This is a genomic window from Treponema putidum (assembly GCF_024401155.1).
Lineage (GTDB): Bacteria > Spirochaetota > Spirochaetia > Treponematales > Treponemataceae > Treponema_B > Treponema_B putidum.
Window position 1 is genome coordinate 310,416 of record NZ_CP038804.1, and the last position, 21,504, is coordinate 331,919.

General features: G+C 37.9%; 17 protein-coding genes and 3 pseudogenes. 14 read left to right on the forward strand and 6 right to left on the reverse strand.

Translation table 11 applies throughout. The features are described 5' to 3' along the window. Positions 1-479: 479 nt before the first annotated feature. The 4 genes from E4N74_RS01465 to E4N74_RS01480 are packed head-to-tail and all read left to right on the forward strand — an operon-like array spanning position 480 to position 5,272. Complete coding sequence (locus E4N74_RS01465) at positions 480-2,270, forward strand: ABC transporter ATP-binding protein (protein ID WP_044979748.1); 1,791 nt, start codon at positions 480-482, stop codon at positions 2,268-2,270. A 50-nt stretch (positions 2,271-2,320) separates the two neighbouring features. Further along, a complete protein-coding gene (locus E4N74_RS01470) occupies positions 2,321-3,262 on the forward strand; it encodes an alpha/beta hydrolase fold domain-containing protein (RefSeq protein ID WP_255818579.1) in 942 nt (313 codons plus the stop codon). 2 nt (positions 3,263-3,264) lie between these two features. Further along, on the forward strand, positions 3,265-4,509 hold the full coding sequence (locus E4N74_RS01475; protein ID WP_255818580.1) for a peptidase U32 family protein: 1,245 nt from the start codon (positions 3,265-3,267) through the stop codon (positions 4,507-4,509). A 22-nt stretch (positions 4,510-4,531) separates the two neighbouring features. Further along, a complete protein-coding gene (locus tag E4N74_RS01480; RefSeq protein ID WP_044978749.1) occupies positions 4,532-5,272 on the forward strand; it encodes a copper homeostasis protein CutC in 741 nt (246 codons plus the stop codon). A gap of 77 nt (positions 5,273-5,349) precedes the next feature. Here E4N74_RS01480 and E4N74_RS01485 read toward each other — a convergent pair whose 3' ends face one another. After that, positions 5,350-6,114 (reverse strand): Rpn family recombination-promoting nuclease/putative transposase, encoded by a 765-nt coding sequence (locus E4N74_RS01485; RefSeq protein WP_255818581.1) that lies wholly within the window; start codon positions 6,112-6,114, stop codon positions 5,350-5,352. Positions 6,115-6,378: 264 nt separating this feature from the next. On the opposite strand from E4N74_RS01485, the gene E4N74_RS01490 reads away from it, so the two are divergent. The 7 genes and pseudogenes from E4N74_RS01490 (at position 6,379) to E4N74_RS01520 (ending at position 13,972) form a co-directional block, all read left to right on the forward strand. Continuing rightward, positions 6,379-7,257, forward strand: coding sequence for an Rpn family recombination-promoting nuclease/putative transposase (locus tag E4N74_RS01490; RefSeq protein ID WP_044978751.1), 879 nt, complete (start codon positions 6,379-6,381; stop codon positions 7,255-7,257). Between the two features lie 228 nt (positions 7,258-7,485). Further along, the gene (locus tag E4N74_RS01495; protein WP_255818583.1) at positions 7,486-9,924 is read left to right on the forward strand and encodes a hypothetical protein; all 2,439 of its coding nucleotides are present in this window, start codon (positions 7,486-7,488) and stop codon (positions 9,922-9,924) included. Beyond that, positions 9,917-10,987 carry a glycosyltransferase family 2 protein gene (locus E4N74_RS01500; protein ID WP_255818585.1) on the forward strand — a complete coding sequence of 357 codons (1,071 nt, stop codon included), beginning with the start codon at positions 9,917-9,919 and terminating at the stop codon, positions 10,985-10,987. Before E4N74_RS01495 ends, E4N74_RS01500 begins: the two co-directional genes overlap by 8 nt. Positions 10,988-11,050: 63 nt before the next feature. Beyond that, positions 11,051-11,869, forward strand: a complete 819-nt coding sequence (locus E4N74_RS01505; RefSeq protein ID WP_255818587.1) for a hypothetical protein — start codon at positions 11,051-11,053, stop codon at positions 11,867-11,869. A gap of 73 nt (positions 11,870-11,942) precedes the next feature. Further along, positions 11,943-12,980 (forward strand): formylglycine-generating enzyme family protein, encoded by a 1,038-nt coding sequence (locus E4N74_RS01510; protein ID WP_255819342.1) that lies wholly within the window; start codon positions 11,943-11,945, stop codon positions 12,978-12,980. A 416-nt stretch (positions 12,981-13,396) separates the two neighbouring features. After that, positions 13,397-13,677, forward strand: a pseudogene (locus E4N74_RS01515) (BrnT family toxin). Continuing rightward, positions 13,646-13,972 carry a BrnA antitoxin family protein gene (locus E4N74_RS01520; protein WP_253689408.1) on the forward strand — a complete coding sequence of 109 codons (327 nt, stop codon included), beginning with the start codon at positions 13,646-13,648 and terminating at the stop codon, positions 13,970-13,972. The pseudogene E4N74_RS01515 and the gene E4N74_RS01520 overlap by 32 nt, the downstream one beginning before the upstream one ends. 349 nt (positions 13,973-14,321) lie before the next feature. On the opposite strand, the gene E4N74_RS01525 is transcribed toward E4N74_RS01520, so the two are convergent. Beyond that, the gene (locus tag E4N74_RS01525) at positions 14,322-15,086 is read right to left on the reverse strand and encodes an Rpn family recombination-promoting nuclease/putative transposase (RefSeq protein WP_255819343.1); all 765 of its coding nucleotides are present in this window, start codon (positions 15,084-15,086) and stop codon (positions 14,322-14,324) included. A 175-nt stretch (positions 15,087-15,261) separates the two neighbouring features. On the opposite strand from E4N74_RS01525, the pseudogene E4N74_RS01530 reads away from it, so the two are divergent. Both E4N74_RS01530 and E4N74_RS01535 read left to right on the forward strand, forming a co-directional pair. Next, positions 15,262-15,354: pseudogene (locus E4N74_RS01530) on the forward strand (PD-(D/E)XK nuclease family transposase); the annotation flags it as partial. Between the two features lie 221 nt (positions 15,355-15,575). Next, a pseudogene (locus tag E4N74_RS01535) lies at positions 15,576-15,893 on the forward strand (PD-(D/E)XK nuclease family transposase); the annotation flags it as partial. Positions 15,894-15,911: 18 nt separating this feature from the next. Here the strand turns inward: E4N74_RS01535 and E4N74_RS01540 are convergent. Beyond that, positions 15,912-17,132 (reverse strand): exo-beta-N-acetylmuramidase NamZ family protein, encoded by a 1,221-nt coding sequence (locus tag E4N74_RS01540; protein WP_255818589.1) that lies wholly within the window; start codon positions 17,130-17,132, stop codon positions 15,912-15,914. Then, positions 17,129-19,108 (reverse strand): penicillin binding protein PBP4B, encoded by a 1,980-nt coding sequence (gene pbp4b, locus E4N74_RS01545; RefSeq protein ID WP_255818591.1) that lies wholly within the window; start codon positions 19,106-19,108, stop codon positions 17,129-17,131. The genes E4N74_RS01540 and pbp4b overlap by 4 nt, the downstream gene beginning before the upstream one ends. 97 nt (positions 19,109-19,205) lie before the next feature. Here pbp4b and E4N74_RS01550 point away from each other — a divergent pair, with 97 nt between their 5' ends. Next, positions 19,206-19,754, forward strand: a complete 549-nt coding sequence (locus E4N74_RS01550) for a hypothetical protein (RefSeq protein WP_255818593.1) — start codon at positions 19,206-19,208, stop codon at positions 19,752-19,754. Positions 19,755-19,763: 9 nt separating this feature from the next. On the opposite strand, the gene E4N74_RS01555 is transcribed toward E4N74_RS01550, so the two are convergent. Next, entirely contained in the window at positions 19,764-20,603 is an 840-nt protein-coding gene (locus tag E4N74_RS01555) for a substrate-binding periplasmic protein (RefSeq protein WP_044978758.1), read from the reverse strand. Positions 20,604-20,615: 12 nt separating this feature from the next. After that, complete coding sequence (locus E4N74_RS01560) at positions 20,616-21,449, reverse strand: substrate-binding periplasmic protein (RefSeq protein WP_044978759.1); 834 nt, start codon at positions 21,447-21,449, stop codon at positions 20,616-20,618. Positions 21,450-21,504: the final 55 nt, after the last annotated feature.

The window sequence follows — 21,504 nt, forward strand, 5'->3', positions numbered from 1 at the left end:
TTATTGTATTATAGCACACTTACAGCAATTTTAAAAGGGCAGTTCTTTTTATTTAACCGCAAGGGGCGCAAAGGAATTTGAAGGGAGTTTTGCTAAGATATTCTTTAATTCACTCTTTGCGAAGTTGAGCGAAGCTCAGCGCTTTGCGGGCTTGGCGGTTTATGTTTAACCGCAAGGGACGCAGAGGAACTTGAAAAGGGGCTTTTCTAAGATATTCTTTAATTTACCTTTGCGAAGTTGAGCGAAGCTCAGCGCTTTGCGGGCTTCGCGGTTTATGTTTAATTTAATGGCGGATTCCAATGTTTGGGAAAAGATTTTTTTAATTGACACCGTTCGCAACATTTTTCTTCCGAAAAAGCGTCTTAGCCTCGAAGCATTTAAAAAAATCTTAGCGGTCTTTGCTTTCCTTGCGATTAAATTAAACACGCCTTTTAAAACGCCTATTTACTTTTTTTTGTTTATCGTATATTATCGAAAACATGCATAAAAAAAGCACCTTTTTAAAATTTGCGGCCTATTATAAGCCTTATAAATTCTTGTTTTTCTTTGATCTATTTTGCGCTCTTTTGGTGTCTGCGGTGGACTTGGTTTTTCCTCAGGTGATAAGGTATTTAACAAGGATAATTCCAAAAATAAGAAGAGGCGAGGTTTTGCTTTTTTCGGATAAGACAATTTTTAGTTTTGATGTGCAAGCCTCGGCCATTGTATATCTTGGGCTTATAATTGCAGCCATTCTTTTGGGGCTTTATATCATAAGATACTTTGCCCAGTATTTTATAACTTCATGGGGACACATAATGGGTGCCCGTATGGAAAGGGATATGAGGAATGACCTCTTTAACCACATGCAGCGGCTTTCCTTTTCATATTACGATCAAAACAAAACAGGCGATATGATTTCGAGGATTGTTTCAGACCTTTTTGATATATCTGAGCTTGCACACCACGGCCCCGAAAACCTTTTTATTTCCTTTTTAAAAATAATAGGGTCATTTTCGCTCCTTTGTTTTATCAATGTAAGGCTTACCCTCATTTTGGCTTCGGTTACATCGCTTATGTTCATCTTTACTTTTTTTCAAAACAAAAAGATGCGTAAAATCTTTATGCTCAACCGCAAAACAATAGCCGGAATAAATTCGCAGGTGCAGGATACTCTTTCGGGGATAAGGGTGGTGCAGTCCTTTGCAAACGAAGAATTGGAAAGTAAAAAATTCGATACGGCAAACGAGGCATTTGTTCATTCTAAATATATAAACTACAGGCAGATGGGAGAGTTTTTTGCGGTAAACGGTCTTTTGCAGGGGCTGTTTTTTATCGTAACGGTTTTAGCCGGAAGTTTTTTTGTTGCAAAGAATGAACTTACAATTCCCGATTTGACCATCTATGTCTTGTACATAAATATTTATATCGCTCCGATAAATTTACTTATCAATTTTACCGAGATGTTTCAAAAGGGAGCTGCCGGTTTTAAACGCTTTTTGCAGATTGTAGAAACGGCACCTGACATTACCGAAAAAGAAGATGCCGTCGAGCTAAAGGACGTAAAGGGGAACATAAAATACGAAAATGTAGATTTCAGCTACAATGAAACTACAACAATCTTAAAAAATATTTCGATAGATATTCCGGCAGGAAAAACCCTTGCCCTAGTCGGCCCCTCAGGAGGCGGAAAAACGACGATATGTTCTCTTCTTCCCCGTTTTTATGATGTACTAAACGGAAAAATAAGCATAGACGGTAAGGACATTCGGGACTTAACTTTAAAGTCCTTGAGGGAAAATATAGGGATTGTGCAGCAGGATGTTTATCTTTTCGGCGGGACGATAAAAGAAAATATAGCCTACGGAAAACCGGAGGCTTCCGATGAAGAAATTATTGAAGCGGCAAAGAATGCCCACATTCATGATTTTATTATGAGCTTGGAGGAAGGCTATGATTCTTACGTGGGAGAGCGGGGAGTAAGACTTTCGGGCGGACAAAAACAAAGAATTTCCATTGCCAGAGTCTTTTTAAAAAATCCTCCGATTTTGATTTTAGATGAGGCAACATCAGCCCTCGATACCGAAAACGAAATTTTAATTCAAAGGGCAATCGAAGAGCTTTCGGAGGAAAGGACTACAATAGTTATAGCCCACCGTCTTTCTACCATAAGAAATGCCGACAGGATTTTGGTTGTTACCGATGAAGGCATTATGGAAAGAGGCACTCACGAGGAGCTTTTAAGTTTAAACGGCATCTATGCGAATTTGCGCAAACTTGATGAGTTTTAATCGATAGCTTAAAACTAATAATTAAAAACCGATTAACTGGAGACATTTAGGTGCAAAACGGATTAAAGGATATAAAAGAATTAAAAAAGAAATTTAAAAAGGCCATACTTTCCCGCAAACATACCATAGACGAGTTACGTTTTGAGTATGATGATATTTTATATTCACCTCATATGCCGAACAATGTGGACATATCTGAAACCGAGTTTAGAGGAATAAAGACCGATATATTAAGACCCGAGATGGCAATTTCAGGAAGAGCAATCTTATATATCCATGGCGGTTCTTTTATAAGCGGCACAAAAAAGGCTTACCGTTCCTTTTGTGCAGGCCTTGCTCATGAAGCTTCTGCCGATTTGTATTTACCCGAGTACAAGCCGGCTCCCGAACATCCCTTTCCTGCCGCCTTTGAAGATATTTATAAGGTTTATTCAAAACTTATAGACTCGCATACGGTTGAATCGGCAAATTTGATTCTTGCAGGAGACGGGGCCGGCGGAGGCTTGATTCTTTCGCTAATCCATTATTTAAAGAATAAACGGCTTCCCCTCCCTGCCTTACTGGTTTTATTTTCGCCTTGGGCGGATTTAAGCTGTTCAAGCGAGGGCTTAAGCGCAAACAAAAAAAAAGATTTTGTGTTTTCTCAAGAAGCTCTGCTGGGTGCCGCCCAATTATACACTGAAGAAAAAAACTTTACCAATGAACTTGTCTCTCCTATTTTTGGAAACTTTGAAAACTTTCCTCCTGTTTTTATTCAATGCGGGGGCAATGAAATTCTTTTAGATGATTCAATGAGGCTTTGCGAAAAAATCGAAAAGGCCGGAGGAGTGGCTGTGCTCGATAAAATTGATGATATGCCCCATTTGTTTCATGCCTTACCCGATTACTTTGCTAATGCTCATCTTGAAGTTGAAGCTGTCGGAAAAAAAATAACCGGCTTTTTTGATAACGGCTCCGTGATAGAAAATAAGGCCGATTTGATAGGGGAATAATAATGGAAATTCTTTCGCCTGCGGGCAATTTTGAAAAATTGGATTATGCATGGGAGTACGGAGCCGATGCAGCCTATATAGGATTAAAAAACTTTTCGCTTAGAGCTAAGGCCGATAATTTTTCGGGAGAAGAATATAAAAATATTTCTCTTTTAAAAGAAGAGTATAAAAAGAGGGGCTTAACAAAAAAACTTTATTGTGCAATAAATATTTCGTTTCATAATGAGGATTTAAAAAAACTTTTAGAAGAGACAAAATATTTTAAGCAATATCCTTTCGATGCCTTTATTGTTCAAGATTTGGGAGCCGCCAGAATTTTAAAAGAAAACTTTCCCGATATTCCGCTTCATTTAAGTACGCAGGCAAACTGCATAAACTATGAGGCCGTAAGGGTGTACAAGGACTTAGGCTTTTCCCGCGTAGTTTTGGGAAGGGAAGCAAGCCTTGAGGACGTGAGCGAAATAAAACAAAGGGTCCCCGAAATGGAGCTTGAATGTTTTGTGCACGGGGCAATGTGTATTTCTTATTCGGGAAGATGCCTTATAAGCGCCTATCTTACCGACCGAAGTGCGAACGCAGGGGAATGCACCCATTCATGCCGCTGGAATTATAAGATGTACTGCGAAAAAGGCGGACACTTCTTTGTAGAAGAATCCGAGCGGAAGGGAGAGCTTTTCCCCGTAGAAGAAGGCGAAAACTATACGGCTCTTTTTTCTTCAAAAGATTTATGTATGATAGACCACCTCGACAAAATGAAAGAAGCCGGAGCCGATTCTTTAAAAATAGAAGGCCGCATGAAAAGCATTTACTATACGGCCTTAACCGCAAGGGCTTACCGAAAAAAAATAGATTTTTTAGACGGGAAAATAGGAGAAAAAGAAGCTGCCCCCTTTATACAAGAACTATACAATACGGCCCACAGGGAGTTTACTACCGGCTTTTATTTTTCGAGTGCGGAGGCAAATAAAACTACCGCAGGCGAGTCAAAGTCTCCATATATTCTTGCAGGCAAAATCGGTAAAAGGCTTTCGGAAGATGAATACGAATTTATTTCGATGAATAAAATAGATTCAAGTCTTCCGCTCGAATATGTAGGGCCTGATATTTGTTCTATAGAGGACAGGGATTATGTTCTTCTTAAACCCGACACAAGGGAAAAAATGGATTGGGTCTGCCACGGGCATCCCTGTATCATCAAAACCGATAAACCCATAGCCGAAAAATTTTTGGTAAGGTGTAAGGAATAGGAGCATTATTGTAGGAGGTTATATGAAAAATATTAAAATTGAAATTTGTGCGGGGTCTCTTGAGGATGCAGTCTTAGCAGAAAAGGCAGGAGCATCAAGGGTTGAGCTTAATTCTTCTCTTTTTTTGGGAGGTTTAACGCCCTCCCTTGGAACTTTAAAATTGGTTAAAAAAGAAACTCATCTTGAGGTTATGACCATGGTAAGACCGAGAGCTGCCGGCTTCTTTTATTCGTCTTATGAGTATAAGACTATGCTTGAAGATGCAAAACTTTTTATAGACAACGGCGCAGACGGCATTGTTTTCGGTTTTTTAAAAAAAGACGGAACCATAGATGCAAAACGGTGTGAGGCTATGATAAAAATTGCAGGAAGAGCGGATAGGGTTTTTCATAGAGCTATTGATGTGGTGCCCGATCCCTTAAAGGCTCTGGATGAACTTATTTCTTTAGGCTTTACCAGAGTTTTAACGAGCGGCCAAGAGCCCACAGCTTATGAGGGTGCCGACCTAATTGCCAAAATGGTAAAGCGTGCAAAAGGCCGAATCGAAATTTTACCCGGCGGCGGCATCACCGAAAAAAACGCTTCAAAAATAATCAAACTCACAGGTGTTGATCAGATTCACTTTGCAGCCCTAAAACGCAGGGAAGAGCCGTCTACTAGGGCAAATCCTTCAATCTACTACGGAGGAGGCCTCTATCCGCCTGAGGACAGCATTGAAGTTGCCGGTCTTGATGAGATGATAAGGGTCAGAGAAAGTTTGTAATGGGTAAATGCTGAAGTGAAAAGTGCAATTTGGAATTTGACACTTTTTCTTTGATATTTTTGACTTTTTTTCTGGAGCTACAGTTTTTCGATTTCGGATTCGGTAAGACCTGTCATTAACAAAATTTCAGGAACTGGATAGCCTCGTTTTTTCATAAGTTTAGCTGTTTCTCGTTTATTGTCATAAGCACCTTTATCCCTAGCATCCATCTCAAAAGTGGACATTAATCTGTATTCCTGCCTTGCCTGTTCGTTTTGTTTTATTACTTGTATCATAGCTTCTATCTCCCTTGTAAATTCATTTTTTACTTTTCCGGTTTTAATATATTCTAAAAATTCCTTTAGTTCTTTGTCCTCAGTGTTATTAAAGGCCTCTGCATTTATTATAACCTTTAGAGTGCCGTCTTGTAAAGGGGTATTTTTGTCCTCTATACAAAGGTTTTCAAAGGTATAAATAGGCCTATTTTTGCCTATAACATCAAACAAGCAGATAAAAATTATAATGCTGTCATTTAAGTTATTATAGGAATTACCTTTGTCCAAAAACGAGATATCTATGGCAGCTTGGTAAAACCGCATACGCTTCGGGATATTGCGTTCATTGCTTACCTGCATTTCTATATCATAAAGTTTACCATCTTCTGCCTGCACCAAAACATCAAACCGTACGGACTTTGCCTGTTCATAGGTACTAATATTATGCTGTATCGAAATATAGGTAACTTTTCCTATTGTATCTGATAATATCATTTCAATAAGCCCTTTGCATAGCTTCGGATTTTGCATGATTTTACAAAACATAAAATCATCCGTAAATGTTAAATCTTCAAATTTTTTTAGCATTTGCTTTCTCCCATTATATTTATAGGGTATATTTGAAAAAAGAGTAAGTTAGAAAAAGATTTTTGTAATCGAAGCAGTTTAAAAAAATTCCTTTGTGAAGTTGAGCGTGAGCTCAACGCTTTGCGTCCCTTGCGGTTAAATAATCAATAAAATTTAATTCTTTTTAAAAAAATTTTTGCTATTAACTTCAAATAATCTCTATAATAATTATGAAAGGGGGAAGTTTTTTCTTCTTTTAAAAAAAATTATTTAGAGAGATTAAATATGAAAAAACTTTTTAAAATCACCCTCCAAAACGACTACGCATTTAAACGTGTTTTTGGTACTGAGGAGAACAAGGACGTATTACAGGACTTGCTGGAATGTATCTTAGACATTCCGTCTGAAACAATTACAGGCTTGGAGCTCTTAGATAAGGAGTTTTATAAGGAGATTTTAACTGAAAAATTAGGTATTTTAGATATCAAGCTAAGATTAAAAGACGGAACTTTTGTAGATATTGAAATTCAAAATGTATGGCATCGTGATTTTGATGCAAGAACTTTGTATTATTGGTCCAAGATGTACAATGAAGGAATAAAACAAGGTCAAGACTATACAAATCTCCCAAAATGTATTACAATAAATTTGATAGGAAAAGGCTTTAATAAAAATAAGCGGTTGCACAATAAGTATCTTGTTCTTGAACAAGATACAAAAGAGCCTTTAGCTTCAAAACTTGAGATTCATATATTAAACCTTGAGAAAGCAAAAGTGTTAGAAGGTTCTCAATTTAGAGATAACAAAATGAAACGCTTATTAAACTGGCTGAAATTTATAGAAACCGACAATTCGGAGGTAAGAAAAATGTTAGAACAAGAATCACCGATGATGAGAAAGGCAAATACCGCTATTTCTGTAATGGAAATGAGTCCTAGAGATAAATGGCTTTATGATTCCCGTATGAAATATGAACACGACAGGGCATCATGTATAAATGAAGGGTATCAACAGGGCATTGAACAGGGAATTGAACAAGGCATATCTCAAGGTGCTTACCAAAACAAACTTGAAACGGCCAAATTATTAAAGCAGTTAGGGGATTCAATCCAAAAAATTATACAAGTTACAGGTCTCAGCAAAGAAGATATACAAAAACTCTGATTAGCGGGTAGAAAAATTTAATAATTTTTTTAAATTTTACTTGGTATTTTAAATTTTTTGATGTATAATGATAGAACGAAGTACAAATGTAGAAGTATAAAGTGTGAATGACCAGATGCAAAACGCCGTTCGATATTCCTCATTTCTAGTTTTCTCGAAACGGCTGAAATTCATCAATCCTAGAAAATTGATATTTTCTGCGGTTGATGAATTTATATGGAGGTTTTTATGAAAAAGATGTTTTTTGTTTTGATGATACTTGTTTTGACGGTATCATCCTGTAATTTATTTTTAAATGAAGAATACGGCGAGCTTATTTTGAGCTTTGATGGAACACTTCCCGATGGAGCCAGAGCCTTGGATTCCAACGGACTTCCAGTTCTTTCATCTTCACGTATGAAAATCAATATAATCAAAGAGAACGGCTATACTGTAACGAGGGAGCTAAGTGCCGAAGAACCTAAATCTCTGGTTGAGCTGGTTCCCGTCGGTGAAACGATAGAGATAATAGTTACGGCGATTAACCCATCCGGTCAATGGTCGGGAAGGACTTTTCACACCGTAGCCTCAGGCCAAAATCAAGTAACCGTCCTATTAAACAAAAACGTTTCCGGCTTAAACAACCTTTTGTTTACGCAGACCGTAGAGGGGCAGCACGACTACAACTTAACCCTCTACATGGGCGGAAAAGAAATTAATGCTCCCAAATCGGAAAACCCGTACAGCTTTGCTCGTGACAGTAAGGGACGGCTGTATGTCAGATATAGAGACGGAGATACCTATCTTGTCCGTTATACGAGTGAGGGTGAACTTGATGTCCATCCGGCAGTTAAAACGACGATCAAATTTCTCGCAAACGATTATACAACGGGGAAAATGTACGGGATGGGTGTAGGCTTAAATGAAATAAATGAGAACGATTTGACGCATCCAACTACTATTACAGGTTTCTCCACTGTTAATAATTTCTTTGCCGTAGATAACGGCAGAGTTGCATGGCTGCATGTAAGCAGCGTAAATAACATAATAAATGCCGCAAGTTTGACCGGGGCATCTCATTCAGACATTCTGATTAATTCTCATATTGATATTCACCATTGCAAGCCATCAGAAGTAAAAGATATTTTTATCCGCGGCGATTATGTATATGTGCTTTTTAATACAGTTAATGAAAGTATAACATCAAGTGATCCTAACCTTTACTCTTTAGGCGGGGTTGTCCGCTATAATATAAACAATTTGGCGGGGAATCATGTAAAAATCGGTTTTTCAAACAGCGTAGGCTTTGAAAATCGGGCAGTGCCCGCCTCTTATTATTCCGAAAATTTTTACGGGGCGGTAAAGGTAATCGGTTTTGACGACGAAAACATCTACATAGCCGATGACGGCTTTGATGCTGCCGATACTCCTGCAGGTGCCCGTATCGTTAAAAACCGCAACCGCATCGCAGCTCTTAATATCGCAACAAACGCTTTGAGTTTTAGTGATGCCGGGCCTGCAAAGTGGTATAACGAATGGAAAGAGTGGAGAACGCCTAATACGAAGATGATAGTGTGGGAATCTGATGCCGACTCCTCAAGAATTGGGATGAGTTACTATCAGGTAGAAAGAGGCGATGAGGACTTATCAAGTGCTCATCCGTTTATAACTTCCGGCGTCTACACCCCCACCGGTGTTTTATACAGCGATGTATTTTGTTATGACAGCGCAGGAAACTTCTATGTTTCGGGCAAAGACGGCAGCGATGAAAAATTATACCGATATGTATTAGAAGATGACGGAAACTATGAGACTGACGGAGAAAAGGCTATATCCGAGAAACCGACGACTATTGCAGTTTCCGTTTCGTCCGTACCTGATGATGCAGGAAAAACAATTTTGTTCTACTATTTTGAGTCCGTACATGGTCACAACATAGGGCGGCTTGCATGGTATACCGATGATTTTACTCATGCTGCCCAACAAAGGAACATAACACTCTCTGATTTAGGCCAGAATGATACCGTTACTGCAATGGCGGCAAATAAGGACGGCATTTTTGTTGCGGTAAAAACCGTAACGGGTAAGGATTCTCCCAATGAAAAATACAAGATTACGGTTAAAAAATATGCACATAAACGGCTTGACTCTCTGGGAAATATTAGTGCTGCTGAAACCGTAACCGTTATTGATGAAACATCGACAAACTATCCTAATGTTCCTCCTCATTGGACACCGGAACAGGCAAACGCATACATCAATGAAGACCTCAATGCTCTCTATATTTCAGACGGCGTATTATACGGTCTTACAACTAACCAAAAGGGATATATAGAGGGCCTTTTCTCCATGGCAACGGAGGTGTTTATAGGCGGTAAACTGCTTAAAATCGGGAATACCAAATCCCTTGGTTCTTACGTTGTTGTATTGTATAAAAACGACGGTCTTAGGCCTGCAACGTCTGGAGAATTCGCCCCCTACCGCTTTATTGCAGTTAAGCCAAAGAAACTCGTTATAGCTTCCGACGGCTATTACGGTAAGGAAACGACTCCCAGAAATAAAAATAAGGTGTTTGTATTTGATATAGGAAACTGGGCTCATCCTGATGAAACGGTTACTCATGCTATAATCAATTTCTCAAAACAATTGAACTATTCCAGCGGCTCATTCATCTGGACAATTGAATAGGCCTATTATAAGTCTTTCCATTCCGGTTTACGGAATGGAAAGCTTTTTGCCTGCTCTTTTGGACAGTATTTTAGCTCAGAACCTATTGCTTAAAAATTCTGTTCAAAAGAGCGGCTTTTTTTCACATAATAAAGATACCTTGCCCATAGAAGTGCTCATCGTAAATGATGGAAGTCCTGGCGGTGATGCTTTACCTAAAATCCTTAAACCCTATAAAAAAAAGTTTAAAAACCTCGGTATTACTCTGACTCTTTTGGAACACCGCAAAAATCTGGGACTTTTTGAAGCTCGCCGTACTTTGGTAAATGCTGCCTGCGGAGACTATGTTTTTTTTATAGACCCCGATGATACCCTGCCTTCCGATTCTTTGTTGAATTTTTATGATGGTCTGCTTGCTTCAGGCAGCGGTATTCTTTCAAATGCTGCGGATATCATTCACGGTAAAATGCGGTTGTCTGTTCCTCAGTTCAATATGGCAGATAAAAAAAATGCGGAAAAATTCGACACTTTTTCAAAAAGCGTGCAGTCGATACATCCGGGTTTTCTTTCGGGAAACGAAGTTCTTGAAAATTTTTTAATCAAAAAAGAACACTCAGGTTTTTTATGTGCTAAGCTATTTCGTACCGGTCTTTTACAAGAGGTATATGCCGAGCTTCCTCATATTTTTTGTATTATGGCGGAAGACCTCTTGTTGTATTTTTTTGTGCTTTTAAAAAAGCCTGTGTACTACGGTATCGATTCTTTTGTATATAATTATATTAACGATACGGGTATATCTTCAGTCCTTCAGGTTACAAGCCTTGACCGCTGGGAAAAAATATGCTCCGGTTCCTCTGTCTTTACCCTTATTTTTTCCTATATTCAGGAACATCCCATTGATGAAAAATATATAGATGAATTACGCATCGCATGCAATAACCAGCTTAAAAAAATTATAAGCAAATTGAAAAGAGATTTTACAGACTCCCTCCAAGCCGAAGCCTATGCAATTCTCTGCGATTACTGGGGCGAAGACTATGTAAAACAAATTGAAAAAAGCATGAAAGATGAAGAACAAAAGTAAAAGTGAAAAAGTTGAAAAAGTGAGATTTGACAATTTTTTCATTTATGTGTTATAATATACTTTATGGAGAAAAATTATCGGAAGCTAGGTGTGTTGATTCTCATCTTTTTGGGGCTGGTAGGTGCGGGAACTCTTGCGGTGTATCAAAAACTAAAAGTCCCTTTGGGACAGCCTGCTAAAGTACAGGCGGAGCTTTCTAAAACGGAAACTGCCGAGCTTGAAAAGCCTAAACAAGAGACTGAAAACACGGAACCTAAAAAAGAACTTAAAAAGGAAGAGCCTAAAAGGGTTGTACCTAAAAAAAAACTTAAAAAAGCATCTAAGGCAAAAGATAATGAGGTTTCGGCTAAACCGCCCGAGTCTAAAACAGAAGACTCTCCTTTGAACACCGAGCCTGAAAAACCCTCAATAGGAATCTCCCTTGCCGATAGGGATAAAAAAACTTTTAACTGGTCATTAGGGCTATTGGCCGAGGCAAATATGAATTCGCCTGACGGTTATGCGATGGGCACGGGACTTTACACCCTTTTTATGCTTCCTTTAAAACTCAAAATAGGGCACCTATCCTTGGGAGCCAGGACTCTTTATTCCAATGACTTTAAAAAACACCATATTTTTGATGCCGCTCTCTTATTCCGTTGGAACTTTTATGATTTTTCAAAGATAAAAGAACGGGATTCGGGCTTTTTTATCCAATTGGAAGGCGGTGCCGTTTTCGGCCTAAAAGAAAAAAGAGAGCCTTCAAAACTTTTTATGTATGCCCTCGGCGAAGCCGCATTCGGTTACCGCTTTACAATAAATAACTTTTTTATCGAACCCTATCTAAGAGGCGGCTATCCCGTAATCTGGGCAATAGGAATCAGCGGAGGATTTAGAATATGAAAAAATTTTTTGTTTTATTTTGGCGATACTTTTTGTATCGGTTTCGGCTTGTAAAAACCCGTTTTTTAAAAACATGCTGGACGAGGATTCGGGGAGTGAAGAGGCCGGAGATTGGAATTCTCAAAGTTACGATTTTGTTCTTGTCACACCTCCTGCAAACGGCATCGTAGGCGTTGACCCTGACTACGCCTTACCCGGAAGTCAAGATTATTGGAAAGGCGTATTTATTGCAGGGCGCACGGTAAAACTGAGTCCCTATATGATCGACAAAACAGAGGTAACCTATGAGCTGTGGTATAGTGTACTCAAATGGAATACTGATAATGGTAAGGGATACGTCTTTGCGAACAAAGGGCTTGAAGGTTGGGACGGCACAGGCGGCGGAGGTACTTATCCTAATTATGCGAATATCGGTAAGCCTCCTACAGAAAACAAAAATCATCCTGTAACAATGGTAAGCTGGCGGGACTGCATAGTATGGTGTAATGCGTATACGGAAATGACGAATGGCTCCGATGAGCAATGCATATACCGCAAAAGCAAAACCGACAGTACCGTATTAAAAAACGCAACGGATGGAGCTGCTTGTGATTCAGCCTATGCCGATATGAATAAAAAAGGCTTTAGACTTCCGACGGAAGCCGAGTGGGAATATGCTGCCCGCCGGCAAAATGACAACACAAATGCGACAGACTACGGCGAAGGTGGTAGTGAGGTATGGCTGACCAAACTAAACAGTGCAAGCGGAGCCAAAGATAAATGGGATACGGCTGAAACAGGAGAGGTTGCATGGTATTGGGATAATTCAGGCCATAAAACTCATACGGTCGGAAAAAAGCGGGCAAATGCACTTGGTTTACACGATATGAGCGGGAACATATGGGAATGGTGTTTTGATTGGTGGAATAATAATCCTACAGCAAACGATAGTGCTTATATGCAAGGCGGTATTGTTACCGATCCTCAGGGTGGTGCGTCGGGTGCTGGCCGTGTTTTACGCGGCGGCAGCTGGGGCAACTACGCGAGCTACTGCACTGTAGGCAAGCGGTACGACTACAGTCCTGGCCGCAGGCACGGCGCTCTTGGCGTGCGCTTGGCTTGCCGGCCATAGAGCCGCTTAAAAATGTACATCCTTGTACATTTTTAAGCTTCGAGTGTTTTTGCTTTGCAAAAAACTCGCAAGAATGGAACCACCGGCATCCGTGCCGGTTGGAGAATGTACGTCCTGTACATTTTTCATCTTAGAGTTTTAGACTTGCGTCTAAAACTCTTGGAAGTTTGGAACCACCGCCGTCCATGGCGGTAAAGCAGCGAAACCGAACAGGCAAAATGTGTGGTGTGGTGCAGTGTATTTTTGAAAAGAAGAGTAAATTATAAAAAGATTTTTGTAATCGATGCAGTTTTTAAAAATTTCTTTGCGAAGTTGAGCGTAAGCTCAACGCTTTGCGCTCACTGCGGTTAAATAATACCCTTACAAAATTACCGAAGTTGTGGTATAATAATAGATAAGGACATAGATAAAAGATAATGGAATTTGAATGGGATGCAGAAAAAAATAAAATAAATATCAAAAAACACGGGATCGCTTTTGAGATGGCGGCAAAGGTTTTTTTAGATGATAAACGTATTGAACGGTATGATGCAGAACATTCTTCAATAGATGAGCATAGGTAAAAACAATCGGTATGGTAAATAAGGTGTTGACTGTTATCTATACCGAACGTAAAACTGCAATCAGAATTATTTCGGCACGCCTTGCCGAACAGGAGGAAATAGATGAGTACTATAAAAACTATGAGTTTAGATGAAGTTGCAAACTACGAGATACCCGCTGAAGATTTGGAACGGCTGAATAATTTTAAGAATACTGATTTTTCCGATTGTCCGAAAGATACGGCTGCACAGTTGAAACTGTATAAACCATGGTATAAACTTCATCCTCACGGTTATGGACAACAAAAAGCCGATATGCAAACCGAAATTGATGATGACCTTCTTGCATGGCTGAAGCAAGGAGAGGAAGGTTATCAGACCCGTTTGAATGCAGTATTACGCTGGGCAAAGCAGAACGGTTGCCCTATGGCAGCTCTTGGAAGAAGGTAATTGACTGAGGATAGAAACAAGGATTTTCCGATGGCTCATACAAAAACAAACTTGAAATAGCAAATCTTATGATGTGTATGAATTATCCGAACACTCGAACGAGTGTATACCCTCCACTCGGACGAGAGGCAGAGTGTTCTGCAGAACCGTCTTTAGACTTACCGCAATCCCTCTGTTTTCAATCTCAGCTAAAGATTAAACTAAAAATTTGATAACAATGCGGGTTCTTAGGGGCGGAGCCCCTAAGCGGTTCTTTTGAAGATAGGAGGGGTCATAGGGGAGGCAACAACCAACGAAGTTTCTAGGTCAAGAAATCTTTTATCCGAAAAAGTTTCTTTCCTCCCCTAATTTACAGTTTTTCAATCTCTTCTTCGGGAAGACCAGTTATCTTTTTTATTAAAGACATATCCAGTTTTTCCATTTTCATAAGTTTGGCTGTTTCTCTCTTATTTTCATAAATACCTTTATACCTAGCATCCATCTCAAAAGTTGACATTAATCTATATTCTTGTCTTGCTTGTTCATTTTGTTTTACTGTTTGTATCATAGCCTCTATCTCCCTTGTAAATTTGCTTTTTGCTTTACCCGTTTTAAGGTATTCTAAAAACTCTTTTAATTCTTTGTCTTCGGTATTTTCAAAAGCCTCTGAGTTTATTATAACCTTTTTTGTTCCGTCTTGTAAAGATATGTTTTTATCTTCAATACAAAGATTTTCAAAAGTATAAACCGGTCTATTTTTACCGATAACATCAAAAGTGCAGATAAAAATTATAAAGCTATCGTTTAAATTATTATAGGAATTGCCCTTATCCAAGAACGAAATATCAATGGCTGCTTGGTAAAACCTCATTCTTTTGGGGGTATTCTTCTCATTACTTACCTGCATTTCAATATCATAAAATTTACCGTTCTCTGTCTGTACTAAAACATCAAATCTCACTGACTTTGCCTGTTCATAGTTTTTAATATTATGCTGTATCGAAATATATGTAATTTTACCTATTGTATCGGCCAGTATCATTTCGATTAGTCTTTTGCATAAATCCGGATTTTGCATAACTTTACAAAACATAAAATCGTCTTGTAAAGTCAAATCTTCAAATCTTTTTATTATTTGTGTTCTCCTATTTTTTTTATATTCTCCCTCCTCATTATATTTATAGAAAATATTTGAAAAAAATAGTAAATTATAAAAAAATTTTTGTAATCGATGCAGTTTTAAAAAATTTCTTTGCGAAGTTGAGCGTAAGCTCAACGCTTTGCGTCCCCTGCGGTTAAATAATCAATAAAATGTAAAATTACGCCTAAAGAACAACACGATTATCGACATAGAAATTCAAAACAGATGGAACAGCGAGTTTGTTCAAAGAACCATTTTTTTTAACTATTGAAAAATTGATATTTATATGGTAATATCTTTAATAAAGGTAATGCTAAAAATTTACAAAATAAGACGGGTTCTTAGTGATTGCAAGCTGGCGTAGCAATCCAAGCCCTAAGCGGTTCTTTTGAAGATAGGAGGGGTTATAGGGGAGGCCACAACCAACGAAGTTTCTAGGTCAAGAAATCTTTTATCCGAAAAAGTGTCTTTCCTCCCCTAATTAATCAGGAGGTGAGGAAGATGTTAGCACAAGAATCCCCTATGATGGCAAAGGCCAATGCAACAATAGAAGTAATGGAAATGAGCCCAAAAGAAAAATGGCTCTATGAAAACCGCATGAAATACGAACATGACAAGGCCTCTTGGAAACATGTGGGTTATCAAGAAGGTATTGAAGCTGGAATACAAGAAGGTCTTGATAAAGGTGCATACCAAAAAGCTCTTGAAACGGCAAAATTGATGCGTATGCATAATTACCCCATTGCCGAAATTTGTACAATATCCGGTCTCAGTAAAGAAGAAGTGGAAGCGATTAATTAATTGACTTATTTGGTCATTTTAATATATCAAATACTTTTTCCTCATCTTCAAAAACTTTTTTTCATCTTTTTCGATAAATTTAAAGTAGTCATCTAAGGAAAGGCTCATCGAGCTTAGCTTGTTTGTTCCGGTTAATAAATTAAGGCCGCAGAGTTCGGCAGGGTAGTTATTTATCTTAAACTTATCGGGATATATTTCCCTTATCTTGTACATCACCGCAACTGCACTTTTTACGGGCAAGAATTTGTTTTTATCCCTCACTATGATTTGAACTCCTCCGCACAGTTCCTCCTTATAAACCGAAACGGCCGGTGTAAAATAGGCAGGTCTAAAAAAAACTCCGGCAAGGTTAAGGGCGTTTAGAGCTTCTGCTAAGGCCTCGCCATCTATATACGGGGCACCTATGTATTTAAAGGGCATTGTAGTTCCCCTTCCTACCGAAATGTTTACCCCTTCAAAGATACAAAAGCCGGAATAAACTAAGGCCGTATCTGGTGTAGGAATGTTGGGCGAAGGAGGAATCCACATTAAATTAAGGTCTTCAAAATAGTTTTCTCTTTTCCAGCCCTGCATCGGGATTACTTTTAAGTTACAGCCTATTTTAAATTCTTTATTGAACATTAGGGCTAATTCTCCCACGGTCATGCCGTGCCTTTGTGCAATCGGAAAATAGCCTGTAAAAGATCTATACTCCTCTTCCAGAATATTGCCCTCTACATTTATGCCGTTTATAGGGTTGGGCCTGTCAAAAACAACAAAGGTTTTTCCGTCCCGGGCGCATGCTTCCATTGCATAGGCCATTGTGTAAATATATGTGTAAAACCTTGCTCCTACATCTTGAATATCAAAGCATAAAACATCTATTTCTTGGAGCATCTCCTTTGTAGGCCGTTTTGTTTTTCCGTAAAGGCTGTAAACTGTAAGCCCCGTTTTTTGATCTACCGTGTTTGAAATACCTGCCCCCTCCCTAGCATTTCCTCTTATTCCGTGTTCCGGGGAAAATAGGGCGGTAAGATTAGTCTTTTCGTATAAGATTTCGACGATTGATCTTCCTAAAGAATCTATGCCTGTCTGATTGGTAATCAATCCTATTCTTTTTCTCTTAAAAAGATTAAAAAACTCGTCTACGCGTTCAATTCCCGTCTTAAAATCGGACTCGTCCGGCTGCTCTGCTTTTTTTTCTGCAAAAACCATGAGAGCAAGACTAAAAAAACAAAATAAAAAAAACTTCTTTTTCATCTTGCCTTTCCTTCGGCTTGTTTTTTTGCTAAGTTTTTCTTTGAATTCCTTGATTGAATTTCTGCAATTATAGCCATTGCTTTTTCACTTTTTAAAAACTCTCTCAATATTGCAGATTGCTTTGACTGTTCTCTTATGCTTTCCATTACGGCTATTAAGTCCTTGAGGGTTCCCTCGTTATCATAAATTTCAGGAATCATATTTATAAGTTCTTTTCTGCCTACAGCAAGTTCAATGAGCATTTGATCCAGCATAGCATTATCATAGTTTTTAAATGCGGAATAAATAAAGGTTGTAATGGCTCCATAGTTTTTTGCAAGATAAAAATCTCCCTCATATTTTCCGCATAAATATTTTCCAAAAAGGGCAGGGGTGTTTTTTGCGCTTGTAAAGATTATGATTATTAAATCTTCTTTAGGATCGATTAGAGTTAATGTCCCCGTCCAGCCTGTGTGTCCTATAGTGTCCGCACTTGCAAGCTGCGAGAAAGCCCAAGCGTAGCTGTTATTGAGCCCCTGCCTTCTCCAACCTAAACCTGCCTGCGAAAAAAAATTCCCCTGACTGGTAAATAAATTTAAAACGCTTGAATCAAATAGCTTTATATTTCCGTATCCGCCGCCGTTCAGCATGACCTGAGCCAGGACTGCTATACTTTCGGCATTTGCAAAAAGCCCTGCATGGCCGCTTACCTGATCCATTGCATTGTAGGCTTCAGGGTCGTGTACCGTCCCGTGAACAGGCAAGTATTTTATGTCTTTGAATTTTTCGTCCTTTGTTCTTTTGACGGCCCGTATTTCGGTTGCGGTAATATCCTCTTTTGTAAATCCTTTTTTTAATGGCTCATAGCAAATCGAAGATAGATTTAAGGGCTTATAAAGATTTTCTTCCGTATACTTATCTAAGGGAAGGCCGGTTACTTTTTCTATAATCAAACCTAAGAGCATATAATCTATATCGGAATATAAGGCCTCAGTACGCGGAGCATATATTAAAGGTGTGCTGCAAATAAGCTCTAAAACAATCTCCTTGTTTTGCCTTTTATCGTTTTTCTTTTTTTGTGTTATTTTTTTGTTCACATAATACTGTGCCCCTGCCGGAAAACCTGCTTGATGTTTTAATAAGTCCTCAACCGTAATTTCGCTTTTTCCCTTAAACCGATCCTTTTTTTTATCCTTAAAATCAGGAAAAAAATCTTTTACCTTATCATAGATCGAAATCTTTTCTTCGGATATAAGTTTTTGTAAGGCAAAATTTACCGTATACATTTTGGTGTTGCTGGCCAAATCAAAAAGAGTGTCTTTTGTAATAGGCTTTTTGTTTTTTTGCATCAGGGATTCTCCGAATTCGTCCACAGTGCTGATATAACCGTAGGCTGAGTTTTTTATCATTCTTCCGTTTTTTACAACTACAAGCTGAATCGAGGGAAATCCGTTTGCTGTTTGAGCCTCCATGATGTCATCTATTATTTGAAAGGCTCTATAATTTACGTTATTTAATTTTTCTCTTTTTTCAATAATGGAAGGGTAGGGGATTTTTACCGATAGGGTATAGGTTTTCGAAAAGCCCTTATCATCTTTTTCGGCTTCAATATTTGTAATGAGTAAGTTATTGGTGCCGTTTATTACTTCATCTCCGATATAAATTTTAGTATATTTATTTTTACAGATTTTTTTTGTATCTATTTTTTTCCCGTTTAAATATAAAAGAAATTTTTTTACATTTTCAGTATGAAAGTAAAGATAGCCCTGTCCGGTATAAGCCTTAAAAGGAATAAAGTTGTTCGGTAAAATTGAAGGATCATATTTTTCTTCCTCCGGAGGAAAGCTTACCTCCGTTTGAAAGCCGGCAAAACTTTCTTTGTTTTTTTCAGATGTATAAATGTCCGTTTTTGCCGGATCAATTTTTATCTTTGATATTTGTGCCGATCGGCATGATAATATTAGGGCAGCAAATAAAATGCACAAAAACTTTTTCATTTACCTATTCTATCATAAAATGTAAAAATAGAAAAGAAGAAAAATTTCTTCTTGCACATAAAATGATTATCGTATATAATGAATTCGGAGGTAATTTATGTCAAAATTTAAAATGCAAAAGGCTAGTGCCAAAATTCTGGATAAATTGATAAAGCCTGTTTCATCGATTACCGGTTCTCATAATGAGGGTTTTTTACTGACTGCAGGATCCGGAACGGAAAAAGGCAAGTGGAATACAATGACAGCCGGCTGGGGAAATATAGGCTTTTTGTGGAATAAACTTACAGCTACGGTTTATATAAGACCTACAAGATATACTGCCGAATTTGCCGATAAAGAAGATTATATAACTCTTTCTTTTTTTGACGAAAATGACCCATGGGCTAAGGGGATGCTGGCTTTTTGCGGGACAGTTTCAGGCCGTAATGTAGATAAGGCAAAGGAAACAGGCTTAAAACCCGTAATGCTTGAAGACGGTGCCGTATCTTTTGAACAGGCTCAGACCGTTCTTGTGTGCCGTAAACTTTATCGAAGTAAATTTGATATGGATTTATTTGTTGACCCGCAGATTGTTATAGATTCATACCCCAAAAAAGATTTTCATTATGTTTACATTTGCGAGATAGTTTCCGTTTATACAAAATAAGTTTAAGGGCTAACGTCCTATGATAGAAACGTTTGCGCCAAACCATTTTTTACTGGTTTTTTCTAAAAAATCGGTTTTTGCCATATCTTTTAAGGTGGATTCGACGGCATTCATAAGAGCGATGTCTTCTTTTCTGAAGGCTATAACATATTCTTCATAGGCTATGGCTTCATCGAGAACCCTATATGAGCCGGTTTTGGCCTGCATTAAACTATTTATAGATAAAAGATCATAGACGATGCAATTTATTTCATCTTTTTCAAGAGCATTTAAGGCGTCCTGTGCTTTCTGAAATACAACCGTATTTTTAAATACGCCATAAGTTAATTCCGCCTTTTTAAGATTTGCGTGTATAGATGACAAAGCTATAACACCTATCTTTTTTTCTCTTATGTCTTGAATAGAATAATAAGGGTCTTTATCTTTTACAACCAATATTACGGCACTCTTTATATAAGGTGTTGTCAGTGAATACGCCTCGTCACGTTCTTTACTGTATGAAAAGCCGCTCCATATGCAGTCAATCTCTCCATTGTTAAGCAGTTTATCCCTTTCGTTCCATGCAATAGCTTTAAAAATCGGTTTTATTTTCATGTTTTTGCACAGTTCTTCAGCTACTTCAATATCATAGCCCTCCAGCTTTGTTGTAAAAAGGTTTAAAAAAGAAAAGGGGGGCAGATCATCCCTAACACCTATTATAAATTCTTTTTTTACAAGAACCTTTGCAAGTGAAACATCGTTCTTTTTTTTCTTGCCTGAGACTTCTTTTGGAGTACAAGCCGAAACTGCCAAGGCAATAAATAAAAACATCAAGTTTAGTTTAAAAACATAATTCGGATTTTTTTTCATATAATTACACCCTTATTTCCCAAAAATTACCATATTTGTGCCAAACCATTTTCTTGAAATTTTTTCAAGTCTTCCCGCCTCTTCCATTTCAAATAATGCGTTTTCTACTTCTTCTTTTAAAGCCGTACTTCCTTTTTTAAAAGCATATACAAAGGAATCCAAGGCTATAGCTTCTTCAATGAGGCTATAAGTATCAGGCTCCTTGGTTAAATATGTTGCCATAATTGAAATATCTCCTACGCAGGCATCAACTTCATGGTTTTTTAAACTGTTCAGAATTTGCGGTATGTTATTATATAAGTATTCTACTAAATATATCTGATTCATCAATTCGGGATTGTTTTTAATCAGAGTAAGTCCTAAGCCTCCCATTTGTCCTGCTATTTTTTTCCCTTTTAAATCTTTTATATTTTTAATATTATTTGATTTTAAAGTTAAAAGCACTACCGCATTGCGTAAATAAGGCCTTGTAAGTTCATAAATTTCGTTCCGTTGATCCGTATAGGAAAAGCCCGATGCAATACAATCTATAGCTCTGCTATTGATTAGATTTTCCGCCTCACTTGGAACTATTGTCTTAAATTCTACATCAATATTCAGTATATCCGCTATTTCTTTAAAAACATCAACATCAAACCCTTCAATCTCATTTTCACTATTGTAAGAACACATAGGAGGATTTTGTGAGTCTACTCCTACAATGATTTTAGAATTTACGAGAACTTCGACTAAAGATGTATCATCAGCATACATTGTATCGCTTTCTTTTTTTCTGCATGAAAAAAACAATGTAATCAATAAAATTACCGCAAAGAAAAACGCTTTTGAGTTTAATTTATTACGCATGTGCTTAATATATCATAGTATTTGCAAATTGTAAAGAACGGAAAAGAAGCTTGTT

Excerpts from the sequence above, each read along its gene's own strand:
- E4N74_RS01465 (WP_044979748.1), top strand. The coding sequence starts at position 480 with ATGCATAAAAAAAGCACCTTTTTAAAATTTGCGGCCTATTATAAGCCT.
- E4N74_RS01475 (WP_255818580.1), top strand. The coding sequence starts at position 3,265 with ATGGAAATTCTTTCGCCTGCGGGCAATTTTGAAAAATTGGATTATGCA.
- E4N74_RS01480 (WP_044978749.1), top strand. The coding sequence starts at position 4,532 with ATGAAAAATATTAAAATTGAAATTTGTGCGGGGTCTCTTGAGGATGCA.
- E4N74_RS01485 (WP_255818581.1), bottom strand. The coding sequence starts at position 6,114 with ATGCTAAAAAAATTTGAAGATTTAACATTTACGGATGATTTTATGTTT.
- E4N74_RS01490 (WP_044978751.1), top strand. The coding sequence starts at position 6,379 with ATGAAAAAACTTTTTAAAATCACCCTCCAAAACGACTACGCATTTAAA.
- E4N74_RS01495 (WP_255818583.1), top strand. The coding sequence starts at position 7,486 with ATGAAAAAGATGTTTTTTGTTTTGATGATACTTGTTTTGACGGTATCA.
- E4N74_RS01505 (WP_255818587.1), top strand. The coding sequence starts at position 11,051 with ATGGAGAAAAATTATCGGAAGCTAGGTGTGTTGATTCTCATCTTTTTG.
- E4N74_RS01510 (WP_255819342.1), top strand. The coding sequence starts at position 11,943 with ATGCTGGACGAGGATTCGGGGAGTGAAGAGGCCGGAGATTGGAATTCT.
- E4N74_RS01520 (WP_253689408.1), top strand. The coding sequence starts at position 13,646 with ATGAGTACTATAAAAACTATGAGTTTAGATGAAGTTGCAAACTACGAG.
- E4N74_RS01540 (WP_255818589.1), bottom strand. The coding sequence starts at position 17,132 with ATGAAAAAGAAGTTTTTTTTATTTTGTTTTTTTAGTCTTGCTCTCATG.
- pbp4b (WP_255818591.1), bottom strand. The coding sequence starts at position 19,108 with ATGAAAAAGTTTTTGTGCATTTTATTTGCTGCCCTAATATTATCATGC.
- E4N74_RS01550 (WP_255818593.1), top strand. The coding sequence starts at position 19,206 with ATGTCAAAATTTAAAATGCAAAAGGCTAGTGCCAAAATTCTGGATAAA.
- E4N74_RS01555 (WP_044978758.1), bottom strand. The coding sequence starts at position 20,603 with ATGAAAAAAAATCCGAATTATGTTTTTAAACTAAACTTGATGTTTTTA.
- E4N74_RS01560 (WP_044978759.1), bottom strand. The coding sequence starts at position 21,449 with ATGCGTAATAAATTAAACTCAAAAGCGTTTTTCTTTGCGGTAATTTTA.